Origin of the sequence: Neobacillus niacini (genome assembly GCF_036961885.1) — a bacterium.
Lineage (GTDB): Bacteria > Bacillota > Bacilli > Bacillales > Cytobacillaceae > Neobacillus > Neobacillus niacini_H.
In genome coordinates, this window is record NZ_JBALNQ010000052.1 from 1 (window position 1) to 26,583 (window position 26,583).

General features: G+C 35.2%; 24 protein-coding genes. 2 read left to right on the plus strand and 22 right to left on the minus strand.

What is annotated here, in order from left to right:
- Positions 1-184: 184 nt before the first annotated feature.
- The 16 genes from V7124_RS19760 to V7124_RS19835 all read right to left on the minus strand — a co-directional run bounded on the left by V7124_RS19760 (position 185) and on the right by V7124_RS19835 (position 20,559).
- Complete coding sequence (locus tag V7124_RS19760) at positions 185-769, minus strand: hypothetical protein (RefSeq protein ID WP_335492580.1); 585 nt, start codon at positions 767-769, stop codon at positions 185-187.
- 78 nt (positions 770-847) lie between these two features.
- Entirely contained in the window at positions 848-1,702 is an 855-nt protein-coding gene (locus V7124_RS19765) for a hypothetical protein (protein WP_335492582.1), read from the minus strand.
- Between the two features lie 93 nt (positions 1,703-1,795).
- Positions 1,796-3,106 carry a hypothetical protein gene (locus tag V7124_RS19770; protein ID WP_335492585.1) on the minus strand — a complete coding sequence of 437 codons (1,311 nt, stop codon included), beginning with the start codon at positions 3,104-3,106 and terminating at the stop codon, positions 1,796-1,798.
- Between the two features lie 82 nt (positions 3,107-3,188).
- Positions 3,189-6,833 (minus strand): hypothetical protein, encoded by a 3,645-nt coding sequence (locus V7124_RS19775; RefSeq protein WP_335492587.1) that lies wholly within the window; start codon positions 6,831-6,833, stop codon positions 3,189-3,191.
- Between the two features lie 335 nt (positions 6,834-7,168).
- Positions 7,169-8,092, minus strand: coding sequence for a hypothetical protein (locus V7124_RS19780; RefSeq protein WP_335492589.1), 924 nt, complete (start codon positions 8,090-8,092; stop codon positions 7,169-7,171).
- Positions 8,093-8,277: 185 nt separating this feature from the next.
- Positions 8,278-9,129, minus strand: a complete 852-nt coding sequence (locus tag V7124_RS19785) for a hypothetical protein (protein ID WP_335492592.1) — start codon at positions 9,127-9,129, stop codon at positions 8,278-8,280.
- Between the two features lie 88 nt (positions 9,130-9,217).
- A complete protein-coding gene (locus tag V7124_RS19790; protein WP_335492594.1) occupies positions 9,218-9,790 on the minus strand; it encodes an HNH endonuclease in 573 nt (190 codons plus the stop codon).
- 50 nt (positions 9,791-9,840) lie between these two features.
- Positions 9,841-10,362, minus strand: a complete 522-nt coding sequence (locus V7124_RS19795; RefSeq protein WP_335492597.1) for a hypothetical protein — start codon at positions 10,360-10,362, stop codon at positions 9,841-9,843.
- Between the two features lie 64 nt (positions 10,363-10,426).
- Positions 10,427-11,272: a hypothetical protein gene (locus V7124_RS19800; RefSeq protein ID WP_335492600.1), complete on the minus strand. Its 846-nt coding sequence runs from the start codon at positions 11,270-11,272 to the stop codon at positions 10,427-10,429.
- Between the two features lie 373 nt (positions 11,273-11,645).
- Entirely contained in the window at positions 11,646-12,233 is a 588-nt protein-coding gene (locus tag V7124_RS19805) for a hypothetical protein (RefSeq protein WP_335492604.1), read from the minus strand.
- An 84-nt stretch (positions 12,234-12,317) separates the two neighbouring features.
- Positions 12,318-12,935 (minus strand): hypothetical protein, encoded by a 618-nt coding sequence (locus V7124_RS19810; RefSeq protein WP_335492609.1) that lies wholly within the window; start codon positions 12,933-12,935, stop codon positions 12,318-12,320.
- A gap of 211 nt (positions 12,936-13,146) precedes the next feature.
- Positions 13,147-15,003, minus strand: coding sequence for a TnsD family transposase (locus V7124_RS19815; RefSeq protein ID WP_335492612.1), 1,857 nt, complete (start codon positions 15,001-15,003; stop codon positions 13,147-13,149).
- Complete coding sequence (locus tag V7124_RS19820; protein ID WP_335492615.1) at positions 15,000-16,616, minus strand: ATP-binding protein; 1,617 nt, start codon at positions 16,614-16,616, stop codon at positions 15,000-15,002. Before V7124_RS19820 ends, V7124_RS19815 begins: the two co-directional genes overlap by 4 nt.
- Positions 16,603-18,720, minus strand: a complete 2,118-nt coding sequence (locus tag V7124_RS19825; protein WP_335492618.1) for a transposase family protein — start codon at positions 18,718-18,720, stop codon at positions 16,603-16,605. The genes V7124_RS19820 and V7124_RS19825 overlap by 14 nt, the downstream gene beginning before the upstream one ends.
- The gene (locus V7124_RS19830; protein WP_335492621.1) at positions 18,704-19,543 is read right to left on the minus strand and encodes a TnsA endonuclease C-terminal domain-containing protein; all 840 of its coding nucleotides are present in this window, start codon (positions 19,541-19,543) and stop codon (positions 18,704-18,706) included. Before V7124_RS19830 ends, V7124_RS19825 begins: the two co-directional genes overlap by 17 nt.
- A 161-nt stretch (positions 19,544-19,704) precedes the next feature.
- On the minus strand, positions 19,705-20,559 hold the full coding sequence (locus V7124_RS19835; protein WP_335492623.1) for a tyrosine-type recombinase/integrase: 855 nt from the start codon (positions 20,557-20,559) through the stop codon (positions 19,705-19,707).
- A gap of 216 nt (positions 20,560-20,775) precedes the next feature.
- Between V7124_RS19835 and V7124_RS19840 the strand changes: the two genes are divergently transcribed.
- On the plus strand, positions 20,776-21,402 hold the full coding sequence (locus V7124_RS19840) for a hypothetical protein (RefSeq protein ID WP_335492626.1): 627 nt from the start codon (positions 20,776-20,778) through the stop codon (positions 21,400-21,402).
- A 224-nt stretch (positions 21,403-21,626) separates the two neighbouring features.
- Here V7124_RS19840 and V7124_RS19845 read toward each other — a convergent pair whose 3' ends face one another.
- From V7124_RS19845 to V7124_RS19855, 3 genes are all read right to left on the minus strand, one after another.
- Positions 21,627-22,430, minus strand: a complete 804-nt coding sequence (locus tag V7124_RS19845; protein ID WP_335492629.1) for a hypothetical protein — start codon at positions 22,428-22,430, stop codon at positions 21,627-21,629.
- Positions 22,431-22,517: 87 nt separating this feature from the next.
- The gene (locus V7124_RS19850; RefSeq protein ID WP_335492633.1) at positions 22,518-22,790 is read right to left on the minus strand and encodes a hypothetical protein; all 273 of its coding nucleotides are present in this window, start codon (positions 22,788-22,790) and stop codon (positions 22,518-22,520) included.
- Between the two features lie 285 nt (positions 22,791-23,075).
- Positions 23,076-23,255 (minus strand): hypothetical protein, encoded by a 180-nt coding sequence (locus V7124_RS19855; protein WP_335492637.1) that lies wholly within the window; start codon positions 23,253-23,255, stop codon positions 23,076-23,078.
- A 366-nt stretch (positions 23,256-23,621) separates the two neighbouring features.
- Between V7124_RS19855 and V7124_RS19860 the strand changes: the two genes are divergently transcribed.
- Positions 23,622-24,035 carry a hypothetical protein gene (locus V7124_RS19860; protein ID WP_335492642.1) on the plus strand — a complete coding sequence of 138 codons (414 nt, stop codon included), beginning with the start codon at positions 23,622-23,624 and terminating at the stop codon, positions 24,033-24,035.
- Between the two features lie 597 nt (positions 24,036-24,632).
- Here the strand turns inward: V7124_RS19860 and V7124_RS19865 are convergent.
- From V7124_RS19865 to V7124_RS19875, 3 genes are all read right to left on the minus strand, one after another.
- Positions 24,633-25,010, minus strand: a complete 378-nt coding sequence (locus tag V7124_RS19865) for a hypothetical protein (protein WP_335492646.1) — start codon at positions 25,008-25,010, stop codon at positions 24,633-24,635.
- Positions 25,007-25,417 carry a four helix bundle protein gene (locus V7124_RS19870; protein ID WP_335492649.1) on the minus strand — a complete coding sequence of 137 codons (411 nt, stop codon included), beginning with the start codon at positions 25,415-25,417 and terminating at the stop codon, positions 25,007-25,009. The genes V7124_RS19865 and V7124_RS19870 overlap by 4 nt, the downstream gene beginning before the upstream one ends.
- A 174-nt stretch (positions 25,418-25,591) precedes the next feature.
- The gene (locus V7124_RS19875) at positions 25,592-26,479 is read right to left on the minus strand and encodes a hypothetical protein (protein WP_335492652.1); all 888 of its coding nucleotides are present in this window, start codon (positions 26,477-26,479) and stop codon (positions 25,592-25,594) included.
- Positions 26,480-26,583 lie beyond the last annotated feature (104 nt).

Below are 26,583 nucleotides of genomic sequence, written 5' to 3' on the forward strand. Positions count from 1 at the left end.
AAGGTGTTTTGGGGAGACATAATAGAACTAAGAATTAAAGGATTAAGTATATGAATATTATTGCTTTATTTCTTAATTATAGATTCTGCTACCCATACTAATGTACAGAAATTTTTAGAACTATCCAAATGGATAAATGACCTTTCTATTGAACTTCGTGTCGCCCTTAACATCTCATAAAGTATTACTCGTCATCTAAATCATATTTGTCCAAGTTGCCCCACTCGGTATGATTTTCAGCTATATCGTCGTCACAACCATAATCAACTATTTTTGTATCTCCATCTACGTTGTACATCCAATTCTCACCAGCTTGCAAATCCCCTTCAAACAAAGAAAACCTTTGCTTTAAGAAAATCAATGAAGGTTCTTCTAAATCTATATTGCCCCTAACTATTCCTTCAAGCCTTTCCATTAACAAAATATCATTATTTGGAGAGATTGCATAAACAATTGCAAGTGAATTAACAATTCCCTTTGCTATCCTCACTGCATCATCTTCATATAGATTTCCAAATCTAATGTGTGACAGATCGTTTTTGATATCATCATCACTCATATCTTGGTAAGAAAAGCATTGTTCAAATACCTGATATTCCTTTAAATTCTGCCTTTGTCCATTTGAGTCTTCTTTTGCTACTTTAGCCACAATTGATTTGCTAATTGCATATACATCTCTTGATGATCCACTGTTGATTAAATCAAAATTATCCATAATGAATTCGGCATCTAAATTATTAGCAATAAACTCAGAAAGCTTTTCTCTCATCTTTTTTCTCCCTCTTAAAACTATTATATTCCTCAAAAAAGCGTTTGAAGATAAATCTTACTGGACTTGAAAATAGACCTATTTTAAATATCTTAGATACTCGCTCTCACTAAAAATATCAATAAATTGTAAAGGTTTTACTTTAGAATCTGGGTTTAAGTAAGATATTCTTTCCCTTACTAAGCCCTGATAGAAAACATGATCCTTTATATTAGTTAATGCAAGATGAATCATCCATATTTTTTTTAATAAATCTATCTCCACTTGATTGTCTAAATTAGATGGAATGTTTCCGAAAGAATCAACCGAATATTCGGAGAGGGGAATAGCAAACTTAATAACATAACATTTTAAGTTATTGTTTTTAACCCAATCCTCTACTAATTCATTGTAATTTAACAAATTAGCTATATTATTCATTAGTTCAGGTCTTTTATTTACCCTACCACCATAGGTTAAGGCATTTTCTGTACAAAAGAAACCATTCACTTGACGATCACAATAGAGTTTAAATGCTATATGCTCTAAGAGATTTTCTTCTTCTGTATCAGAATATCCGTTAAAACTTTTGCCAAAAAAGTATGTACTCCCTCTATGTTCAACCGTACCGTTTTGAAGATTTATCAATATTCCATGCTTATCCAAATGTCTTTTGAAAGGAGTATTTAAAGATATTGCTTCAATTGTATTAACTAATCCAATTTCTTTTAGAGATTTACATTCGTCATCATTAGTTGTAACGTGTGTAGAAGTTACAATAATATCAAGCTCGGAAATGCTCTCCTTATCTGCAGATATATAGTTTAGAAAGTCATGAACTGTGTTGTTCTCTCTCTTAATGAACTCCAATATGAATTCATCATCAATCCCGAACATTCGTTTCAAAGTTTTCATTGTTTCATTAAAAGTAGTAATATCGAATAGAATAGCCATTTTATTTTTCCACCTTCTAATAGAATACCCTTTTTATAGTTTACTAATGGTTGTATCGAGTTGTGAATAACCAACCTACATTACAGAGGAATCCTAACCTTCTTGTTTTTCTTCAAAAATAGGAGCTAATTTTAAACCTTGAAGTTCAACGCTCTCTTTGAATGGCTTTGAAAAGTCAGGATTCTTCTTTAGAAAATCACTAAACAATTCAACAAAGGTTCCGAAACTCATACCATATAGCAATGAATTTAAAGTTGCCACCACTACATCATCTAATTGTTCATTCTTTAAATAAAAAATAATTAATTGAGCATTAGAATTAGCATTGTGGTATCCATTATGCAATTGAGTTAATCTATCATTTACAAACAAATACTCTCTTATATGCCTAAAAAGACCGTGTTTTTTTAGAACTGTTATTTGTTCCAGACTTATACCCCTACTTGAACTTTTTAGAGCTAATCGACGAACAAATGATTCTCTCTCATCTACGGGAATCACTTCATTGTTCAGTAATATTATTGCTAAGTTCCAAAATTCGTCAGTACCAAGAACTCCCCTTTTAAAGAAATCCTCCTTCCAAAATTGCCTGATCAACTCTTCCTTTTCAACACACATCAATAACTTTTCAGGGTAAACAGTAATAAAATCGGTAAAAATATCATTATTAGAAGTAATAAATTCAATGAAACTTTCATTAAGCTCCCTATTCGTTGAGAATGCTATGTCCTTCCAAAATGAATAGTAAACATCCTCTTTATCTTCAATGTACATATAACTACTTTGTTTCTTTAATATTTCATGAATGTCTTTTAGCAAGTCACTGATTTCACTTTTTCTTACGACATAAGGAATTAGTTCAATAATATAAGTGCAGTCTTGTCCAGGTTGCGTATATTTTGGGTCAAAATGTTTTTCAATTTTATTGAGTAGTCCCTCTCTGCCGCCATTGACTATAAACTTACTTAGATTAGATTGAATGAATAACCAAAAGGATTCTACATGAGGGTAGCTAATAATATTATCTTTAGAATGAGCACAATCATTTCTTTTTCTTCTCCAATAAACCATATCTTCACGTAAATCATTATTTATAAGATAAATTTTACTTCTACCATCACTCTCTTTCCATTGAGTTGTATCAAAAACAGTTTGATCCCATACACTATCATCTTGTATCTTTTGTAAAAGTCCCTGCCAACTCTTTAAAGAAATTGAATCTGGTTTAGCATCCTTTGCATTTTCAAGTCTATGTTTTAGCACTTTTAACAAGAAATAGTATGACATTAAAAATGAGGCACGATAAGCACCAATTTTATAACACTTTATTCCTTCTTCAACGATGCTCAATGCTTCTTCTGGTAGACTTTGTGTTTGTAGCCATTGTTCAAATGGTAATTTCATATTTAACATCACTCCAATTCAATTCCAAAAATTCAAAAATTCGTTAAGTAAATTTGTTTCAAATTTATAACTAACTCCCTAATCATCTTCGAAAAAACTTTCCGCTCTCTATTTCTTCTTTTAATCTATTTATCGAAATTACCCGCATGCCTTCCTTCTCTTTATAGAGATAAGGGGATATCATTTCTTCATCAATTACTATAAGTGGTTTCACTATCCACTTTCCTTTTGTGGATAGACCAAAGTTTGCCAAGACCAAGTTGATATTTTCTTTAATCCAAACAGTTCTTTTTGAATGCTTTTCTACAATGGAAGGCTTCTTTTCTGTCCCAACAAATAGATTATTTAATTCATGATGTACCTCATAAGGATTTCTTGCTATCGATAAATCTTTACATTCAAGAAGATAAATGCCTTTAATTCTTGGATTAATCACCAAGACATCAATATCCCCTAAATCACCTTTTTCCCCTTCAATTCTTTTACCGCCAAACTTCTTTACTTGTCCTCTGGTAATCAAGAAATCATAGGTACTAAACAGCCCTTCTACAACATTGTTAAATTTTTCTCCTCTTATATTTTGGTATTTACTTATCAGAATCTTCATTTTTTCGCTCTTTGCTTTTAGCCTTCCACCAATACACAGATCAATCAAATGCTGTCCACAATAGAACAAATGTCTATTACTCCAATAAACAATATCGTTTTGCACGAGAAAAGGTTTTCTTAAATACGATAATTCTCTGTTGAATTTCCAAGGGAGCATATCTTCCTTCCTAAATCCTTTTGGTGCTTTTAAAAAGTTTTCTCTCTCTTTAAGACTCAATAAAGTAAGAATGTCCTCAACTTCCTTTTTACTTAACCCCGTTTTTTGAATAGCTCCTACAAATTCGGGATAAGGAATACCCTTAACTTCATCAGGCAAATCTCTTCCAAAATCTAAAACGTTTGTTATAAACTCGGTGTAATGGTAAAATCTCACCCCAAACTCCTCTTCAAATGCATTAACTATATCCGAATCCACAGTTTCGACATTTCTATCTCCACTTGTTTCCCAATTGCTTTCATAATTATCAATGGCATTACTCAATACCTGAGAGGAATACTGCCTGAAATACGTAGAACTGGCTGAGAAATAGTTATTCTCATGTGCTAAGCCCAACCTTTCTGAAGGGAGCATAGAAATTTGCAAATCTGTTAACTGATAATTAATTAAGTCGCTATTATTAGCCCATTCAATTAGAAGAGAAGATAGTGCCAGTAAATAATCCATGACTTCCGTGCTGAAATATTCTGTCCCATTTCTCGGTGGGCAAGCACTAACATATTCAATTAAAAACCGAAGACTGACTGATAGCTTGTTGAACTTACTGGTATCATCATTTATTTTTTTTACCATACTTGTTTTATCCGAAAAGCAATGCAATGTAGTTGGAATTGTTATCCTATGTTCTTCCCGCTTATATAGTAATGCTTCATAATATAACATCATCGTTTGAAGAACATTCTCAGGCTCTTTTAAAGTTTGGATGCTTGATTCTATCTTGGAAAAGAGATATCCTACCACATCATTTATAACTTGTTTTTGGTTAGTGATCTTTCCAACATTAATCTTTTTCTCGTTTTTCAACCACTCACCTATACCATCTAAAATCATGTTTTCATCTGTTGAATCAATATACCTTAACTGAGGGAAACTTCCTGGTTCAAGTAAAACCGAAACATTATTTTGGTTAAAAACCAATAACTTTTTCTTTGCCCCAATAGGTGCTATATCATCTAAAACCTTATTTACGGAAGGTAAAATACGGTTTTTATTTATCTCCTCTAATGCCTCCAGAATTTTACTAACCAAGGCACGTTCTCCTTGATTCGTATGTCCTTCCAATTCTTTTTGGAAGCTGTAGCAAATATTTATTTGAATAATATTACCTGAAATGCTATAGGAAATTGAATCGCTGTTTTGATCTTTTTCATGCATTTCCAAGTTATGCTGTGTCCAATTCTCCAACTGTTCTAAATTTACCTCTATTTCCATTAGGCTTTTATGTTGGATTATTTGGTTAAGCTCACGAGAAAATTGCCAGATCCAATACGCAACAAGATCCACAATTTGAAATGTAATCGGATGAGCCTGTTTGCTTGTAACCCATATGTTCCATGTGTCTCCCTCTACAAGTAGCATAATCATGTTTTTAATTGGGATTGCTGGCAAATAAATAGGTATGGTTTCATCGCTATGCATTGAGACTACTTCTATAATTTCATTACCATTTGAAATAGGGACACCATGAGGTCGAACCTTTCTATGCATCTTCTCTATAACATCTCTACCTTCACCTACTGGAATATGATACATTGTCGGTTGTACTTCATCAGAAAAATAGAAACTCTTATCTTTAAATCTATATAAACTGTAAATATCCAAAAAACCCCAGGTATGTATTTCGGATTCCACTCGTTTTTTTGCTCTTGCAAATTTATATAAGTGTAATGAGTCTCCACCTTCCAATAACGATACAACTTCTAAATCATTCAATGACATCATCAGATGTATTTCGTCAGCGAGTTGGGATATCCTTAACCTCATTGCTCGACCTGCTGGCTGGAGTAATAGTAAAAAAAATACGGTTTTTATACCTATATTATTCTCCAATATATGATTTTTCTGCTCCAAAGCCCTTTTCTCGAACTCGCCTTCAAGCATCTTATTCACGCCATAGACTACTTTGGCATCATAATCAGCAAAGTTATCTGTATGTAGTTGAACATACATTACTTTATCGCTATCTATTGAAAAAAGTCCTTCTTTATAGTTGAGTTCTTTTTTATCCAATGAGAAGTGATCCTGTGCCTTAATCTGTTCTATGTTCATCATACTTAGGCATCTAATGGTTGTGTCCCACAGAGTCTTTTGCAATTTAGATTTCAGTTCATTGGTAAATCCATATTCTATTGCCAGGCTTATAATCGAATGCCTGAGAGTACCCAATAAGTTGCAAGGCATGGTGACTATGATTTTATCCTCATAGCATAAAAAGGGTTTGTGATGCAAAATATGATTGTCACTTGTATAGTCATTAATATTGGCATCACCAAAATTGACTATTAACTTATTAAGCACATCGATATTGACCCCACTTTTATTTAGGGTTTCAGTAAGATCTTCCTTATCAAATGAAACCGCATCAAACAATCTTTCTTCTATGTTAAACGGAGGGATTCGAATATCAGAATCTATTACTTTACTTTCTTCTCTATAATTCAACCCCGCTTTCTTAGCCATTGCATCGCTGATAGATAAAAATAAGATAGCAACATCATATGCCTTTTTGTAAAATTCCCGAAACTCGGTTTTCCTTTCACTAAAAAATATTGCTTTTAAAAGTTGCTTAATTATTAATGCTCCCGTCTCTGTTATACCAGGGAAAACAATATATGATCCTCCGTAAAATGTAATTGACTCAGTAAACATTTGCTCAAATGGATCTTCATAAACCGCAACTTTTTTGAGGTCATACATATTACTGTTATAAATAGACTTAATACGTGATTTCGACATAACGGGCTGGTTATCTTCATAGCGACAAGAACAAAGGCAAAAAGCCATTGCCTCAAAACGCTGTAACTTATTTGCATTGACAGGCATCATCTGGCAGGCTGAATTCATAATTAGTAAGTTTAGCAAGTCAAATTTCTCAACAGTTTCCTTTAACCTTTCGAACATCTTTTATCCCCCACTCCTATATGAAAAATAATAAAAAATGATACTCATGAATATTGTCAAATTTTTAGATATATTGTCTATTTACAGTATAATGGAAAAAGCCGTTTTAAGTGTGTTACTACTTTATTTTTTTGGTGACGTAATAAAAAAAGAACCAGGATGGACGTACCAGCGGTACGCTTCCTGATTCTTGATTAGACCTATATTTGCCTCCCATTCCCCCTTGAGGTACCAACTTTGTTACTGAGGGAAGGATATTGTTTTTGGGAAACAAAATAGAAACATGAAATTTTGTCATCAACTGGGGCTTAGCAAAGTCCCTAAGCCAGTTTCAGTCATACCAGATTAACTCTTTCGTTAATGTAAAGAGAAATTCCTTCCTTCACATTTTTTTCTGTTATGTCATCTTGATATGTAAAATAGATGATTCCAAGGTTATAAAATTTGCACAACATTGCCTTTTCTTTATCTCTGGCTTGTGTCTTATTAAATGCTTCCTTCCCGCCAAAGATTTCAATAGGGCTAAAATGTTGTTCTCCCTGGTATTCAATCACCAAAGCCAATTCTTCAATAAAAATATCAGCCCGTAAATGATCAAGGGGAAATTGGTGAATTACCGTATATTTAGGATAAAGCTTCTTCACTATTTCAAGCAGTTTAATTTCGGTTGTCCATTTTTTACCGATTGTGAAATAACCCATCCTCATTCGAACGATATCTTCACAATAACGCATAAAATCAAATCTTGACTGTTCATCCAACCTCTTGTCATCATATTGAGTTGTGATAAGGTAGGGAACGATGTCTGATGGAATAAGTGATGGTTCATGAACTCTTCCAAAAGGATTTATACCGTAACTGTATGCTACTCCATTTATGTAATGTCCGTATATGGAGTGGAATTTCGTGCCGTTGAGTGTCTTTCCAAACCCAAAGGCAGGAGCCACCCTATTGCAAACATGGCAGAGATTATCCTTGTATTGAATGGATTTAAAATTAGACTCGCCAAATTGTTTTCTTAATACCTTTGGAATATCGCTAAACTGATTAAACTCGTCAGTCAAAAGGTAAACTTCCAGACCGCTTTTTTGGCAGGAACAATAGAAAACAGGATTATCCTGACTTTCCTGAAAACCAAAAAAAGAGCCAAATCTCGAAGGGTAATGAACGATAGGATAAGGGAGATTTGGTTCATAAGAAATGACTTCATTAGAGGTTAGTGGAGGAATTGCTTCGTTAGGAACAATGTGCGTTTTCATTTTTTCCTCCTATGGACAGAAAAGTATATTTACCGCTATTGAGCTCAACACTATTACAAGTTTTTTCCAATTTATTTTATACAGGTATTGATAAAACATCACGCCAGCTCCTTTATACAGAGGGCAATTACATTCTTTCTTGGAGAACATGATAAGCTCCCATTTACTCAATCAAATTAATGAATTCAAGAATTTGTAACGTTCATCTTCATTGTACCCCTCTGGTGTTCTTTCATGTTTTCCCAGAACTCTTTCATGGCACTACTGTATTTTTCAAAGCATATTTTTTCAACATTTAATACTCGTTCTAAGTTAGTAGTACGATACATGTCCATTAAACGAGTGTTACTTACTTTCTCAAAATAATCAGGGCATAGAGCAAATAAATTAGAAGCAGAATGACCGCTCCCATGCTTATATGTATTAGATAATAAATTACATTCACGAATTGTCTTCCATAAATCGGTTTCTACAATAAGCTCTTCATTTCCAAACAAATCTTTAAATGTTAATTTCAATTCGGTTAGTACATTAGTAATCTTTCCGAAATCACCATAAAACGTATCATACGCATTCTTGTTTTTATCATTTATATGGATAAAAATTACCTCATTAATAAATTCGTTTTCATGATGTGTTATTTCCTCATATAACCATTTTCTTATTTGCTGTTCAAATACTTGATACAGGTTGCTTAAAGACATTAATTCAAATTGATAGTGCATAAGGAACTGTTGGTCGATTCGTTCATAAACATAATCACGTACTGACTCCATAAAATCTCCATAGTCCGAGTATTCAGAGTGGAATCTTCCTTCTAATACATTTTCTGCTTCCTCTTTATATTCTTCCGCAACAGCATCTATGTTGGTTTTTAATGGTTCATAAATTGCTTTATAGGTACGGGCGTGAGTATCAGCTAAGACATCATATATTCGTATATATTGGTCTTTTAAGTATGGACTTAAGTATAGATGGAAATGTAATTCTCTTTTTTCTGTATTTAGTTCCTTTGAATTATCTCTATGTTTCCCCATATCTCCGTATCCTCTTCTTTAATGAAATTCGGCTTTGCTTAATTGAGCTTGCCAATTAGTCACAATGATTTTTTTCAACCTTTTAAAATTACTTTGAACCACCTTTTTCATTGATATAAGGCATTACTTCTTTTATCTTTTCATTTGCAAGTTCTTTTGCTTTTTCGATTTCTTTAAACCGACCATAATACTTCCCTTTTACTACTACAATCCAATCTTGGTTTGTTTCATCCCAAGATACTCCCCTTATTCCGCTCCTACTACCTTTTCTTGCTCCTTTACGGTTCTGCTGGTTTTCACTTTTTGTGGCATTCACTAAATTTTGTTTTCTGTTATCTAAAGTATCGTGATTTACATGGTCAGTTACCATCCCTTTTGATGTATTCATAATAAACCGATGCAAGTAAATTCTGCCTTCTGTTGTATTGGCAACTGCATAAGGTTCGCCTTTTGGGGTTTTAAAATAAAACCATGTATAGCCGTTGCTGAGGACCCGTTCCAAATCTTCTTTATCAATTAAGGTTTTGGCTTTTTCTTTCCCCTGTTTATCTCTTAAAATGATTGCAACCGTATCGTTGCCGATTTCTTCATAATCATTCATCATCGTTTGGCTATACACTTTTAAATTGGACTTGCAGTTGTTTAAAGTATCGCCGTCCACATGCCTAATAGGAGATTTGGAATCCGTTCCCATGAGAAAGGAGTGCAAAGTTACTTTCTTTCTGTGCTTTTTTCCATTCGTATAATAATAGCTACATTTTGAACCATATAGTTGTTAAAGTCCGAATACCACTCAGCAAACCAAGTTCCCTTCTCCAATACCTTTTCTAAATCTTCTTTATCAATTTGGGTAAAGAGATCCGTACCATCACGTTTATTCAGCTTCAAAAAAGCTACATCATTATGTATTTCATATTCATTGCCTTTTGTAATTTGTATTTCTTCATAACCAACTGATAAATTACATCTTCGATGATCTAACTGGTTTCCATTGATAAAACGTACGGGAGAGCTATTTTTAATGTCTAAAAGAAACCTACTAAGCGTGATATTTTTCTTTATGCTATTTTCTCGATAGGTTCCCTTTATTTGCCACCTTCTACCTCCCACATTGGTTGCTCCCCACGAATTTGGAAAACTCATGGCTTTCAGCAAATCAATTGCATCAATAATGACCCCAATGATTTGGTCATCTTGTCTATCGACAAAAATAATAACAATATCATCTTTCACTTCAAATCTATTTTTAATGGTAAACACCTCTCAAGCCCATTTTTGGTATCCTGTTTTAGCTTTATTATTCATATATTGAACAGGATGTTATTAGTTGTTCCGCCCACTCTACCACTTGAGGGTTGCTACTAATAAATACTTCCTGATCTCCTCTGCCATTAGTTTGCATTTCAATCCAACCGTTGGGCATAACATTCCATGTTTTTATTGCGTGAGTAAAGCTGTTCTGCTCCCCCTGAAAACATGGAGGAAGCATCCACATTGACCGATTTTTTTCACCATCTTTAGTCAGGACAAGCTGTTTATTATATTCAAAAGATCCCCATCCTTGTTTATTAGAATCCTTAGAAAAAAGGGGTGTTGCCATATACACACTATTGCGTTGCGTACCATATTCCCTTCTACCTTTAATATGAGGATGATATTTGGTCCACGAAGGGACTGGATTTCTTGCCTTTATATCTAAAACCCTATCAACCTCTAAATAACCAAATATAGCATGAATATCGGGAGCATCTGCACGATACTTCCATGTTCCATTTAGCTTTCTTGCCTCTTTAAACCAGCCAAAAAAAAGGAATATATCATCCTTACCCACCCCTCTATTATGTAACGTCCCCTGTGAAATTCCTGCCTGACCAAATAGCCCCCTCCATTTCTTATCTCTTTCCTTTAAGGTTGTTCTTTTTAAGTCAGGATCTAAATGGGCTTCTGAATACAAATTTATCCCCAAGTCTTTCATCACCTTTAGGTAGTTCTCTGTTGGTGAGTATCTAAATTTTTTATAATAATCACCCGAATCAGCCCTGGGGATTGGCAGTGAAACAAACTTATCATCAATGATTGGACTTGGCTTTCCTCCTGTCGTTCCGTCAAATCCTTTTCTACTTAGAATAACTTTTCGTGCCATTGAATTTTCGCCTCTCTTTTCTGATTCGTAAATGATGCTTATATCTTTTGATAAACGTTCTTTCTTCCTTTTTCCTATATTAGTTTGGGTATGAAGATTTTTACTATATTATCTTTTTACAGTATAACAGCAACATGGAAAAAAATGTTTGTAGTGTATCACTACTTTTTCTTTTCTGGTAAATAGAAAAAGAACCGAGACAGCGTACCAACCGTACGTTTCCCGATTCTTCTGGTAATCCATATATATCCCTTGCCCTTTCCATTTTCAGATATTACTGTGTTTAATCAGGTTCAAACATTGTTTTGTCGGTAGAGAATGTGTATTGGTTAGAGAAAAGGTCATAAAATCCAGTATCCTTAATGTATTAGTTTTAAGAAATTTTTTCTATGCCGTAGAGTGCGTTAAAAATTTTATTGAATTGGTTTTCAAATTTCTGTATTTCCTTAAAAAATACTTTATCTAAACCAGAAGCCTTTCTTTCTGCTTCAACTTTACTTTTCCTGGATTCACGCAATAGCTGTTCTCTTTTACGTAAATCGTCAGCATTATTAATACCTTCTTTTGGTCGCTTAAGCTGTTCAACATGATAATCCATTAGTTCTGAATGTGTTAAAATATAATATTTTTCATTGTATTGACCGTTTTCATCCATAATGGAATTAACGAGAACCCAGTAATCAGGCGTTTCGATGCCTAAATCATAGTAGGTTTGGAAAAACCTTGTTGGTACAGCATTTTCCTTTGTTGTTTTTACTTGAATTTTGACACTCTTTCCATTTCCTGCCGCAACAATATCAAAGCTTTTCTTGTTTCCATGGGTAAGATAAGCATCTATTCCATATCTTGAAAGCTTTGCTATAGTACCGTATTCTCCAACACGATTAAGAAAATACTTTTTTTCTTTCTCCAACAATCCTTCTTTACTAAAAATGTCAATTAGTTTATTTTTGAAGATCATTGCGAACCCTCCATTAACAAAATAATTCTCCTGTTTGTTCCCATATAACGGCACACTTAACTCTCTGGATAATTAGAGTTGCTGTTAAACGTCCTTTCCTTCTAATATCTCTTCAATAACGGACCAATTTTCGGCATAATCAGTAAATTGATAGTTAATATCATCACGATCATCTATCCACTTACCCTCAATTTGATTCATATAAAAATGAATATTATCTGAAGTAATATGCTTTGCCTCGACCCACTTTTTAAATTGTGTCGGGCTAAGCAAAATGGTATGAATTTCATCTTTAAAGGTAATGACAAATACATATAGGTCGAATGCATCTGTTGCTTCCTCATGTACTGTAAACCAACCACTTGGATAATCCTCTTTGATACGATGCGACTTTGACTTTTTGACAAGCACCCTTAATGTCTTCTTACCATTTGAGATTGTCAATTTTGTACCCAGTTTTTGACTGCCTTTAGTTAATTCTAATTCTGGATACCGCTTTGATATTTGCTCCATTACATAATCACGAGCAACAGTTAAGGTAATTTCTTCATCACTATCTACCTTAAGAGCAGAATTCATTGTTTTGACCTCCTTCATTTTTGAAATTTCCTTTTTTATTTCCTCCATTTCAACTTTCATCTTTTGAATTTCACCAGACAGTTCTCCAACAAGTGTTATTAATCCCAGCATTTTTTCATCCAATAAGACCAGCCTCCCACATCATGATATTTTAATTATATCCATAGTAAGTTATTTTATCTAATTTATCAAGAAAAAATATCAACAATGATAAAAATTTTTATCATTGTTTTATCATTATCTTTTTAAATCAAAAAGGAACCATAAACGTGAGTAACACGCTCAAGGTTCCTTTTTCAGATCCCTCCATTAATCCTTATAAATAAACATTTTATCAATAGACGTTAATACCACTGTTCAATTGAATAAACTTTTTTACTTCTTCTTCAAATTTAGGCTTAATGCCTGCTCTTCTAAGAACACTCCACGTCTTAATAACTTCCCCCGCTTCATGCATTTCTTGTAAAACACTCTTTACCCTTCGTAAGCGGAAACCGTTTTCCGACTCCCTCACCTTTTGTAGATATGATTTCGTTTCAGGCATCTTGTCCAAGTGTTGTTCTAATAAGGCTCTTTCACCAATGAAGTCACCTAAACTTTTTACCGTAATCCTGATCCAATCTTCCTTACGGCTTAATAGTTCATCTGTTCCCATTTGAACCCTTCTTAATATCTCCTTATCTCTTTTTTTCCAATTTACACGTTTATTTTCTGACCTGTATACTCGTTTAATTGGCGAATTATTTTGTAACCACTCTTTATCATGCCGATACAGATATGCATAAGTGGGGGGAGCCAGGTTTCGCAACTCCGTTTTAGAAAGGTTTGGATGTTCTTTTTGGAGTTGAAGCCAAGCATGACGATGACTTTTTAGTAACTCAATCGTATGCGTGTTACTTTGGGTATCGGCTACGTCCTCACTTCTAATAATTTCTTTATATTTGATTACCGTATTGGTATCCACGTTTAATTTTCGAGCAATTTCCCGATAGCTTAAATCCTTCCCAAGCAGTGTTGCAAGTTCTTCTCTCCAAAGTGATCCAAAATCCATGATTCGGGAGTATTCGTTACATGAATCATCGTTAAGGGCTGATCCTTTTTTGGTGTAGGAGAAACCGCATGTAGGACAAGTAAATCTGCCAATAGGCTCTTTTGTTTTTTCGCACCTTCTGATAGTAGCTGTTTGAATAACATCCCTATTATAATCGGGACATATAACATTTAAACAAGCCCCATGGAAATTCCCAAGGAGGTCAATATTCAACAATGTTTCTGTGAAAACATCTTCAATATTTAAGTCTAAAAAGTTTAGTAACAAGACGTGATAATAAGGATGGAAGGATTTTCGGTGCTTACGGGTTATAGAAGCCAACCATGAATTCTTCGATTCTAATTTCACTTGAAAAAACTTAAGCAGGTGATCAGGATAAAATTCATGGAATGCTTCGAACAATTCTTCCTGTTGGACCTTTCCTTTTGCAGTGGTATATCCTTTCCCCCTCAAATATTTACGATAAAAATTTGTAAAGTGGGAGAATGACTTATACGGATAATTCCCATTTAATAGATTTTCCATTGGTTTAAGAATACCGACAAATTGTTTGTAAATTTTTGATTCTACTTGCCTCCCCTTTGACAAACCGCAATTTTCGATAGTCGGCAATATATAGCTGTGCTTGTTAGAGTTGATGATTGGTACTTTACTATCTTCCAACCACAAATCATGCTTCAGGCATAGCAATTGACCAGGTAGCTGGTGTAGACGGTGCCAATAAAGCTCACCGAACTGCTCAAGATCCTCACGGAAACAGCATGGGCAAAATTTGAATGCTTTATTTTGTGGAATCGAACTTGCCATTAAACCTGATTGAACATAAATCTTCTCTCCACTATCACTTAGCATAGCCTGATAAATGGAGTTCGCCCTATTCTCTGGCAAAAATACTGTAGCAAACGGGAAAAAGGTGTGGTTTCTAATTAGCACATCCTCGTTTAAGGCTGTATTTTCTGGCAAATGGCTGACCAAAGAATGGATGTTTGAAGGTAAAAATACGGTTGCAGAGACCGTTCTTTTTCCAAACAAATCTTCCGTTGTATGTTTCAAAAAAACATTCCCAGACCGCATATGGTAGCGACCGAGAATGCTGTACAAAAGTTCATCTGGGTAAGGTGTTGGGAATTGCACAATCATGATATTTCACCCATTGGATAGTCTATTTTGATAAAGCCTGCTTTTTTCAAAGCCTGATACGCATTCAAATCATGAGCTTTCTCGTTATCAACAATGACCCTTAAGTCCCTTGCATCTTCTTTATTACCAATTAGTTCTTTTTCTTTTGGCATCTTAATAGCACAAAATGCCGTTTGTACGAGTTGTGACAAATCATTAGGTTGATTACCCTGATTGATAACTTCTACTATAGTTTCCCTTGCAATCCCTTCTGCAATCCCAAGGATGCTCAATCGGAATACCGCATCATCAACCAACTTATTCTGCTCGGCTTTACGGCTTGCACCCTGCTTTAAGGAATCCATTACTTGCTTCTGATCCAGCACAATTCTTTCCCGTTCCAAAAATCCCTCAATATCTGGAAACACTAAATCATCATAGTCTGCCAGTTTCCTAAGATTGTTGGTTCGTAAGGCATATAGCATTGGACTGACGATTTTCAGTTCTTCTTCTGCCACCTTCTTTATAAGCGGAATTGTTATTCTTTCTTCCCCACTGGAAATACTGCGGAGCTGACACATCATAAAGAGTTTGACGGCAATGTCTATAATGCCTTGCGAGGCATCGTAAAGTGCGGTAGATAACTCTTCATTAAAAACAATTTCTTCTCTTGTCCATTGGTATTGCCACAATCCTCGAATAAAAAGATCCCATATATCATCCTTTTTTAATCGGTCCCACATGATATTGCCTGAATTCGTATTTCGTCGGGCTTGCCTGAACTGGGATTGGAATATGTCCATTGCTTTCGGGGTACCTACCATAACCATTGGAATATTAAGCAAATTAATAAGAGTAGTAAAAAAGTTTAATACCTGAGATGAATTTTTGCTTTTGACCGATTTGAGATTTTGAATCTCGTCAATGATTAGCAACCCCAAATGATTCGAGCGGGCAATGGTGGCACAAATGGGCATCAACTGACTGGTTGAAAGCCGACTATTGGAATACCGTTTAAAGTAATTTGTCCCCATAATTAAGTCTATCTGATACATAAAATCATAGATTATCGTTTTCACTGACCCATCAAATGGCGTTTGGATTGATAAGTGAGAAATCTGATATAGGTTCATGTGCTGATTTTGATAAGACGTATGTGAAATTACCTGCGGATAGGTGTGTAGAAGCCGATTCAGTGTTCTTGTTTTCCCGCTACCAGAAATTCCTACTATGCTAAGCGTCTGAGCTGTTTGAACTGCCGTTTGTTCAGAAAAGCCATGTTGTATATGGTTCCAATTGTTCACAAAACCATTTGCATATTCTTTAGTTATAGGGTTACGAGAAACATAGCCTGCCCGCAGTAAGCAATCAACGGATGTATACAGCTTTAAATGGATTGGTAATGGTTGAAAATAGCGGAGTATCCGTTGAATCAAATGAGTCCGCTTGTTGTCTTCATAGTACCTTTCTTCTTTATTGAAGGGCGGATAGACACTTAAAAGGTCTATCACCTCCTGCTGTGAATATATTGGCGGTAAAGCCTCAATAAGTGGATTTTGATACTCAGCAATATCTTGCTCTTTATATTCAGCTACCTGAGCCAACGATCCATTCGGCAATTCAATCTTGTTCAAGATCCAGACCTTCCTTCTGCTTTTTACGGAATATATCCAAGCTTTTTACTTGCTTGTCGTTTAAGGGTCCATAAGTCTCCTCATTCTGAAAGGAACGTTTCCCTTTTCCCCTCACATCAGTAAACCACAACAATTCCTGTTCTTCCTTGCGGTTTTGCCTGATGTCTTTAACATTTTTACTTATGCGACCATCCATAGATTCAAGTTTCGCTTCCTCTTTCGCACGCTTTACAATTCCTTCTACTTTTTGAGCAAGCTTGATTGAGGCATTCAGATCCTTCTCCTCATAATCCACTTCTTCCTGGTGGTTCGTCCTTTGAAGTTCCACAACCTCTTCTAAACTGGCTGTGCGGTAAAGGTCATATTGCTCAATTAACAAGCAAACCTCATAATCGGTTCTATCCTTTTTTATATAAATCTTGTTCATGATTTGCGGATCATATCGTATACCAATATTCCAATTTCCGTTAATACGGGCTGTGGAAAACCATCCTTCTTTTACGGCGGTTGGACAAGAATAATAGATTCCTTTAAAGAGGATGCCTTTTTTCGTAACTAATGCCTTTGATTTGGGATAGACAGCAACAACAGAAGGAATGGTTCTTAGCTTTCCTGACCCCTTAGCCAAACCCCACTTGAAGATTTCATTGGGGATAGGGGGAATGCTTTCCTCAATCATTCCTTTTGACCGTGGATAATCAGGCATGTACCGTGAGTTGAAATAGAGAATGCATTCCACTAAAATGCTGAAATACTCCTTTAACGTTAGAACTGCAGACTTCCTATAGTCTTGACCGCCCCGCTTTTTAAAGTCCTTTTGGACAAATCCAGGTAAATAGGGCTTCAAAAAATTTTGTAAAATTTGGAAGTATGACTCGCACGTACCCTTAAGTTCGGGTCGCCACGGAGCCGTATTTTGAATTTTTATGTTTAAATCTTCTACTATATCTGTCAGATCATCCGATATTAGCTCGCTTCCCCTGTCTGCCAGAAGTGTATGTGGCAAATAGTGTGCCATCCAATCCTTTTCATCGATGTCCATATCCAACGTTCTTTTGCAGAATTCCTTTTTATTCTCAAATGTATTAGCAAGAGAAATCCTTAACGTATTAGACGACATACTCTCAATACCAACTCCCACTCCTGTTATGAGCCTGGAGTAGATGTCAATAATTAACATTATTATTGGTCGTCCGATTACTTTTGTTCTATCTATAGAAGAAACAAGATATATATCACCTACAGTTCCGTCAACTGCAAAAATACCAATGCCCATTGAATCTTCATTGGCTGATCCCGTTATGGCTCTATGATTTTGCAAATAGGTGCGTTTCCCTTCCCTTTTTCGTATTACATAATCTACCTTATAATGGCTTCGATAAAAATAATAAAATTGACCTAAGGACGGTATTGGCTTATCAACGTTCAGCATTTTGGAAGTAGAATCCTTACTGTTGATAGAAAAATAGTCTTTTATCATCTGTTGATAGGCATACTTCAATGAGGGTTTCGAACGCTTAAAATAATGTTTCTCCAAAACAATCCGAAATATTGTCTTCCACTCTTCACCTACATTTGTTCTTTCAATTGACGAAGAATGGAGAGGAGGTCTCCCTGTTTTCTTGGCATATACCCGTTCACCTGCTTGCTTTTTTCCTGAATTAAGGTAATTCGGCAATAGGGAGTTTTTTGAAATAATGCCTCTGGACCAATATTGTTTCAAATAGCTTCTTATTGTCTTTTGGCTAATATCAAACTTTATACTTGCTTGCTTTATCAATTCCGATCTGCGTTTCGGATCAAATATCTCTGGCACTCTGTAAACGTCTTGGATAACATTCCAGGCAAAATCACGCTTCCTTATTTCTGCATCCGTCAAATCCTCTTCATTTACGAGGAGATACCATGGGTCTTCCGTTACCTTCTCAAGTTCGCCCGTTTTTAGCAGTTGAACGATATGGTTAATTTCTAAACGGTATGGAAAAGATGGTTTGTTTATGTTCACTAAGTAACCCCATCCATTTTCATTATCAATCCAGACAACACGTTCGGTTTTATCTACCTCCTGTTTTCCTGCCAGCAAATCATTAACCACCAATTGCACGTCTATCACCTTCCAAAATGGGAATTTCGATATTATACTTTTCTACTTGCTCGGAGAGATTTATCTTTTGGGACAAGTCCATTGTTAACTGCTTTGTGGCAAGAAGATGTTTGAAAAAGATCAAGCCTAATCCTTCTTCCAACTGATAATTCATTTCCAGTCTTGCAAAAGCTTTCAGGAAAGATTCAGACGGATTGGTCAGATCATTCAACATGTCCTGCTTAAGATAATGAAAGTTCCCAATTAAATCGGGATAATCGTGCAAGTCATAGGCTGTCAGAATCCACCCAATGTTTCGTGCGAACTGTTTATTAATCTCCTTTTCCGTCACAATCCCAAAATCAATCTGTTTTCTTTCAAAGTATCTGTGTAACAATTCTAACCGCTGAATGGTTGTCTTTTTCTCAAATTCCGAGGAAGATTTGATTGCCCTGGCTTCGTAATAGGGTTTATTTTGCTGGTCCATTCTTGTTACAAGAAAAGAAACTTCAAAAACATGAGGAGCCTTTGTTTTCGAGTTAAAAAGTTTTTTTGTCAGTTCTCCATCCAAAGGAATATTCAATTCATGAAAATCCAAGGCGGGGTAGTTCTCCCGAATATCAACCACTCGATCATCAAATTCCAGCAAGTAGAAGTAATACAACTGCAAATCGCTTAACATATGCACTACTCTTTGTGAGGTAAAAGAATAGATACGTGTACTCCGCCCTTGCGACGCAATGTCTTGTACCCGCAACCACGGTTTGTAGTCCTTTCCAATCCCAGCTCCTCTCCCTTCATCTAAAAACCTCTTAATAGTTGTATCATTCCATTCTCGAATCATTATTCCACCTCATTACCAAAGGGCAATAAAAAAGCCACGATTTCATTTAGGCAATACCCTCAGTTTTTTTTGAGGCTTCACCTAAGAAATCGTGGTTCCGTAAATTTACTTTATTCAATTTTCCTCACCTTTCTTTATTGAAAAAGCCGAAAATTAGTCCATTAGAGCAGTTCCGCTTTTTTCTTTAATTCATTCCTACTTGGGTTCGTATACAGCAATGTTGTTTTAATATCCCTATGCCCAGCTTGATTTGCTACCTCATGAATTGAATATCCCATTTCTAAACAATGAGTGGCATAGAAATGACGCAACATATGGGGAGTAATCACTTTGCTATACTTTTTAAAAGCCTTATTGATTACAGTTCTATCAACCTTTTCACTCTCTCGTGAAACAAATAAATACTCACCATCCCCATTACGCAATTTTAAATACTCCCTAATAGCAGTTTCTATTTTGCCGTTTAAATATACTAATCTTTGTTTTTGCCCCTTTCCCTTTCTTACTATCAATTCTTTAGCTTCCAAACTGTAATCCTGTAATTTAACGTTTAATGCCTCGCTTATACGTAATCCCCCATATGCCAAAAGGGTGACCAAAGCGTAAAGCCTTCTATCCCCTGCCTCAAGGATCAACTGTCTAAATTTTTCTACATCCTTCTTTTCTATTTCACAAGGGTTTGCGTAGTCAATTTGCACTTTTACAAAATCACTTTTGTTTATAACGATGTTCTGCTGTATATTATCAGAAATCAAAAAATGATTAAAACTAACTAAAGCACTTAGCTTGCCGTTTACAGTTTTTCCATTTAGATGCTTGCCTTTAGTTTTTTTGACATTTAACAAATAAGATTTGTATTCCAATACATTTTCCCTATACAGCTTTTGGAAAGTAGAATCATAACTTTCCTTGAACCACCTTAGATATTCTTGTAAATTTGAAAGATATGACTTTTGGGTATTTTCGCTTTTCCCTTCATCATTTAGATAAAGACCAAATTGTTTGCAAATATCCATACCATCGATTCCCTTCCACTCACGGAGTTCTGTTGCACCAAATAAAGGTAGTACATCCAGAAATTGTGTTGCATTTGTTTGCCATCATCATAACTCCAGAAGGGCTTAAGTGCAACACAAATCGTATTAAGTTGTACTTCAACTTTTCTCCCCTTCTATATTCTTATCCTAATATATTTCTGTATAATAATGGATAGATAGAGAGGGGGTCGAGTCTTGGAATTAAAAAAAATAGAAGTATTGAAAATTATCGCTATGATTGTATTTACACCTATTTTATTGGGCGTAATCCTTAATATTCCTGGTGGAGCTTTAACAATAGGTGATGAAAATGCATGGGTTGGATTTTTTGGTAACTATTCAGGAGGAATTATCGGTGGAATGGTTGCTTTTTTTATTGCGAATTCACAGGTAAAACAAGAGCAGAAAGCAAGACTAAAAGATAAAGATGACCAAGAAAGAGAAAAGAACAAGAAACATGAAGATCAAGAGAAGTATATTAAAAATATAATAGATTTGTTTTTATTAGATGAAATAGTCTCCAACTTCAGAACTTTAGCAAAGGAAAAGAGTTATCTTGAAGCGTTAGAACGTAGAGCTAACGGGACAATTGATCCCTCTTATTCCTTTAACGTGCCTCTAAATTTTGAGGAATTTGATAGGGTTAGATTTGAATTAATAAAATACAATAATCAAGATGTTAAAGATGTAATAGAATTCTACAGGATTTGCAAAATAATAAAATATGAGCCCGCAACATCAAAAATGTCAACGGATGATGCAAAATCAATTATACAAGTTATTTCAAAGTGGAATACCAAGTTAAATGCAAAGAACGGTTAACGTTGGTGTTAACCGTTCTTTTTAATGGGGAAAATTGAATCTACCTTCTTTATAAATAAAAGGCATCAATTTCCCAATATTCAACTTAACAAAATCATCTAAAATAACCATTGTGTACAATACAGGAAATGGAAAAACTGTAAAGCTATTTAAAGCCCGCCGTTGATGAATTCCTTTTTTTACAGTCCCCGATTTTGTAAAGTTCGATTTTTGCCTTTGGGAGTTTAGATTTGAGGCTTTTTTAAATTAGCTTTTAGCTCCGCAAATTGACCTAACTCCCTCAATTGTTTACCTAATTTAGACAGTAGCTCAATATCGGATGAAGAGTCAATTAAATTAAATAACTGCTGATAAATCAAATTGAAGTCGGAATTCAGAGTAGTAGTTTTTTCAGGGTTGCTTTCAACTACAACGTTTTCTTTGGAGCGTTCACCCCAATAAAATGTATTAAAATAGGTACCATTTACATTTTGGATTTCATTAGTAAAGTGCTGTTCATACAAGCTTATTTCTGCTTCCTTGCAAATTTTATTGACTATTGAAATAAATAAATCAACGTTTTCCTTTGTTATTACAAACTCATTATCATCTTCAATAAATCCTTCCGCCATCATTCTTTCGGATAGTAACTTGTAATAAGCCGAATAGTTATCTCCTCGTGATCTTGCACATTCCTTAATCTTTAAAAACTGTTCGTTCTCAACACTATATACATAGCAGATTCGCTCATAGCCATCCAATGTTTCACAATTTGATGAATATAAATGTATGTTTTTAAAATCGTAATCTGTTGAGTGTTCTCTTTTTACTTTTGTTCTTCCAATACTTACGATACCCCGAAACTGAGATAACTCCGAGTGAAAATCATGAGGAATGGTGGTGGATTTACCAACATATTTGGAGGCTTTCCCTACATAAAATTTTAGTGCTGAAATTCTTGTTTTTGATCTATATATCTTGAAGTAATCAGATGATAACGCTTCTTTTTTGTCTTTAAATCCCTCTTGTACTTGTAAAATACTCTTCATTGATAACACTCCAGTTTTATTTGTTTTGAAATTGGTCAACCTAAGAATAGTGGGAGAGGTAATTACCTAAAGCCTCTCCCATCAATGCTATTTACGTTTGAATAAGTGATAGCCATTTGAATGTGGTCTTTTCAGTGAGTTTAGGTCTGAGGAGTTTTGTGCAATTCGCCTTCCGATGCTACGTCTTTCACCATCGGTTAAATCAGTTAAAGTATTAATTTCAAAAAAACTGTTATAAACTGTTACAACTGCCGAGGGGCGGATACAGGAAACGGCTTTTTTTATTGCACTTGAATAATCTGAAAGAACGACTGAACTTCTATGCGTTGGATCAACTAAGTGGTAAGCGTTGGTAGCCACGTTTGTCACCTCCTTTTTACTCAGTTTAATATTATCACTATTTTATACAGTTGTAAACATTAATTTAATCTGTGCAATCTAAATGCAACACAGATTAATAATTATGCATTCCAAATAGTATTTAAACTTTGGAAATATCACATAATGGGTAAACAGAAGTTCTGGAACTTAAGATTCATCTATCCCAAAAGGTACAATAATTGAAACACATAAACAAAAAATAATGTCTCCCTTTTCATTATGAGGGAGACATTATTAATGCCTATATTTAATGCGAGTTAGTATTTAATCCTTCCAAGCTTGATGATTAATTGGGTTTTCCTCACGATACTCATCATTACATTTACGTGAGCAAAAAAGTTCATGCATTCCGTAGCCATCAAAAGATTCCCAATAGTCATTACTTCTAATTTCTTTACCACAATTTGAGCATCTTCCTACGTATTCATCTTTATTTTGGCTCATTATATCCTCCTCCTTTTTCACTGTATTTCGATGAAAAAAGATTTTTTCCTTCCTTAGATTTAGAAAAAGTATATCTAACTACTCGTATACTGTGCTTATAATACAGCAAATTACTTAGGCATTCGAAATAACGAGAACTCGCAAAGGATAGTTGCATTATGATAATGTCTGATTTGATTTTCCCTTCCCTAATTTAGATACAAAGTTATGGAAATAATACAAATGGTACGAAACATTATTGTTCTTCAACTAAGATGCCTACTGACTATTAGGTATAATCATTTAAGGGTTTTCGTATGACGGCAAGTTGAATAAGGTTGAAACAAGACTTTTTAGATGAAGGAATTCAACAAGTATGTAAAAAACATGAGAGAAGGACTAATATGCCCCCCTTTCCAAGAAAACAACAATTTATTAGATATATTTGAAAATCAAGTGGTTGGAAAAACAGAGGAAGAATTTGAAGCCATCAAAAAAAGATGGCAAGCAGAAAAAGAAACAATGGATTTGACTCGCCAACGACTGGAAACCTGCAGACATGCATTCTCTGAAAAGGGAAACACCATTAGACGTTATTTTCGTGAATTAGCAGATGTAACTGAAACTTTAAGAAGATTGAATATGATTATCGAAATGAAACAAGAAGACTTAACAAATAGCCGACATAAAGCTCAATCTAACCATCCCCTTAAAAACTACTATCAAACCCAAGTCATTAAGGTGGAAGAAGATCTTAAACAGTGGGAAGACAAGCGGAACCGACTTACAACAAAAAAGTGAGAGTATTTACCAGCAATTAGGGGATTTAGGGTTCCATGATATTTGGATTCAAGTAATCTTAAACTTTGAAAAGGAAAACTTTAGTCGGGTTATAAATCAAATAAGACAAAAATCCCAAACCGAGGTTTTTGGAGCTGGCATTGACATAAAGGATATTTCCATAGATGATGACCGCTGGGACCTCATGCAAGAAAAATGGAACAGGCTAAAGAAGCCTATTTTGATGGAGAAGGGACAGAGCAATATTAGAAGAACGGCTTTTTTCTTGTTAATTTTCATTTCACCTTCCCTCCTTGTATATTGAGGGAAGATGAGTGTAATCGTCAGATAACTTTGAACACTTTTTGCTAAATTGAAGTGAACACTTTACTGGGAATTAGAACTTGGACATTGTCACTTTACATAGAGCCTCTGCGGGCAAGACTATGAGCCACGAAGCCAGATGTACCAGTGTTATCTGGCTCAGCCGAAATAGGCTATCATGCCCGCCTCTCCAAATAAATTGCACGTCTCTACTGGGAAATAGTGTTCAGTCTTATTTAGCATTTTTGGGTAAGAAAGTGTTCATTTCTACTTAGCGGTTACAAGGAGTGATAATCATTTTATCCTTTGTTTTTTTAATTGAGCAAAGGAATAATTAAATAGCTTTAAAACTTGTATGATGTAATCCTCCACCTTTGAGTATTCTTCCATTGCCCCATCCATTTTGCTTACCGCTTCCTTTAACATGGATTTTAGCTGGAGAAGGCAATTTTTGGCTTCATTTAACTTTTTAAAACGAATTTTATTATTAGTCTGTGACATGGCATATGCGATTTTCTTTGTAACAACCGTTGCCCGTTTTCGTAGGTTTAATTGATCCACTTCATTAAGCCTTGCCCCGTGTACCCTTAATAAGTTGTTTACCGCTTTGTGTAAATCAAGAGACCGATAATATAGAGCTAACCTTCTAAAATCTTCGGGCTTTTCCATCATGACACGCTCTCTTCCTGGGTCCCAGAAAGAATCCGATCTATTTCAAACAAACGTTCTAATATTAGTCGATAAATCGTTTCCGCATCTTTATCGAGCCGTCCATATTTTTCTTTTGAAAGATACCCTTCTTCCATAACAGCCATATCCAAAAAGGCTCTGCATTCGGCTATAGAACCCAAGCTCGTATTCAGACGGTCAAATTCTTTACCATAAAAAATATTCTCCATTCCTTCTCTCAGATTGGCTACGACACTTGTAGAGCATCGAATGAGTTGATCGAACATATTGCCAGCTTCATAGGCTGGAAGCCCCTTTACTAACTTGTAAATCTCCTTCTTAAAAATAAGCGACTTTCTATATACTACAGATTTCCTTGCATCAAAAATATGAGTTTTTTTCATGACCATATTCATTTCCTCCCTTTTAATGACTTTTCATACAGAGCAAAAAAACTTGTTGTGGAAACACATTGATGTGAACTTATTATAGGAGCCAAATGGGGATTATCTATCAAGGAAGGATAACCCCTTCTTCTTTGATTTTTTAGGGTTCTTTCCCGCACAGAGGAATTGCTTTCTTCTTTATGCTTCGGAGAATAAACCAAATTTGGAATAGACCGTCAGATAGCATTTACGGAATTCAGGAGCTGAATAGGAGGGCATCACGTGGCATTTATAGAGGAGCCAGTCGAGGTTTTCCTTGCCTTTGCTTAAACTCATAGGGTCACTATTTGCTGTGGTACGGTTAAGAAATAGCAAGTAATCAACAAGATGACTTATCCCATCCATTATGCGGAGGAAATCTTTTCCTTCCTCTACAGGCACTTTCGTAAAGATGATAATCGGCATTTCTAACTCTTCTGCCAGTTGTCTGTAGTCTTCCAGGAAGCTATCTAAACGGCTTGGCTGAATATGGGAAGCATCTACAAAACACATAAATTTTTCATATCGGGTAGTTTTTAAGGCGTTTATCCGTCCTTTAAGGAAATCGGTTGTAATATTGAGGGAATCAATAACTCCCATGTTTTTGACAAGAAGTTTTGTTTGTTCTTTAACAGTTTCGGAAAGATGGTTCCACAAATCGGACGAAACAGGCATAAGTTCATCAATGGGCTTTTCATTTCGAAAATCGTGAAGAAGAGTTTGACGGGAGAGGACAAATGCAGGAAGTATCGAGAGGTTTTTCTTAGGGGTAATGAACAAAACACCAAAGTCTTGTTTGGCAAACGCCTCTGCCAGCTGGGTAATGAATGCAAATTTTGGGGATTGCTCCGTTGCCATAAGCATATATAAGCCTTTGGTAAAGCCCCCGTCCAGTGCAACATCCAAGCACGAAAGATTTGATACTAACGGTTCATCCGACCCCAGCTCCTCTTGGTAGTCTCCTTCGAGATACCCTGCTAATGAATAGAGGTTCCTTTCCCACTCAAGTGGAGAAGGGTTTTGATTTTTGTTTGTGATACGGGTCAATTGACATTCCTCCTTTTACTTTTCTATTTATATTATCGCATGAACTCACCCACTATAAAACCAACTTTAGGTCGAATGCGGTTTGAGCTATTTTCAACCGATCC

What these genes read in the sequence shown, in the direction of transcription:
- V7124_RS19860 (WP_335492642.1), top strand. Translation starts at nt 23,622, where the DNA reads ATGAGAGAAGGACTAATATGCCCCCCTTTCCAAGAAAACAACAATTTA.
- V7124_RS19805 (WP_335492604.1), bottom strand. Translation starts at nt 12,233, where the DNA reads ATGATCTTCAAAAATAAACTAATTGACATTTTTAGTAAAGAAGGATTG.
- V7124_RS19765 (WP_335492582.1), bottom strand. Translation starts at nt 1,702, where the DNA reads ATGGCTATTCTATTCGATATTACTACTTTTAATGAAACAATGAAAACT.
- V7124_RS19775 (WP_335492587.1), bottom strand. Translation starts at nt 6,833, where the DNA reads ATGTTCGAAAGGTTAAAGGAAACTGTTGAGAAATTTGACTTGCTAAAC.
- V7124_RS19800 (WP_335492600.1), bottom strand. Translation starts at nt 11,272, where the DNA reads ATGGCACGAAAAGTTATTCTAAGTAGAAAAGGATTTGACGGAACGACA.
- V7124_RS19815 (WP_335492612.1), bottom strand. Translation starts at nt 15,003, where the DNA reads ATGATTGTGCAATTCCCAACACCTTACCCAGATGAACTTTTGTACAGC.
- V7124_RS19845 (WP_335492629.1), bottom strand. Translation starts at nt 22,430, where the DNA reads ATGAAGAGTATTTTACAAGTACAAGAGGGATTTAAAGACAAAAAAGAA.
- V7124_RS19835 (WP_335492623.1), bottom strand. Translation starts at nt 20,559, where the DNA reads ATGGATATTTGCAAACAATTTGGTCTTTATCTAAATGATGAAGGGAAA.
- V7124_RS19830 (WP_335492621.1), bottom strand. Translation starts at nt 19,543, where the DNA reads ATGATTCGAGAATGGAATGATACAACTATTAAGAGGTTTTTAGATGAA.
- V7124_RS19785 (WP_335492592.1), bottom strand. Translation starts at nt 9,129, where the DNA reads ATGGGGAAACATAGAGATAATTCAAAGGAACTAAATACAGAAAAAAGA.
- V7124_RS19770 (WP_335492585.1), bottom strand. Translation starts at nt 3,106, where the DNA reads ATGAAATTACCATTTGAACAATGGCTACAAACACAAAGTCTACCAGAA.
- V7124_RS19865 (WP_335492646.1), bottom strand. Translation starts at nt 25,010, where the DNA reads ATGATGGAAAAGCCCGAAGATTTTAGAAGGTTAGCTCTATATTATCGG.
- V7124_RS19780 (WP_335492589.1), bottom strand. Translation starts at nt 8,092, where the DNA reads ATGAAAACGCACATTGTTCCTAACGAAGCAATTCCTCCACTAACCTCT.
- V7124_RS19870 (WP_335492649.1), bottom strand. Translation starts at nt 25,417, where the DNA reads ATGGTCATGAAAAAAACTCATATTTTTGATGCAAGGAAATCTGTAGTA.
- V7124_RS19855 (WP_335492637.1), bottom strand. Translation starts at nt 23,255, where the DNA reads ATGAGCCAAAATAAAGATGAATACGTAGGAAGATGCTCAAATTGTGGT.
- V7124_RS19760 (WP_335492580.1), bottom strand. Translation starts at nt 769, where the DNA reads ATGAGAGAAAAGCTTTCTGAGTTTATTGCTAATAATTTAGATGCCGAA.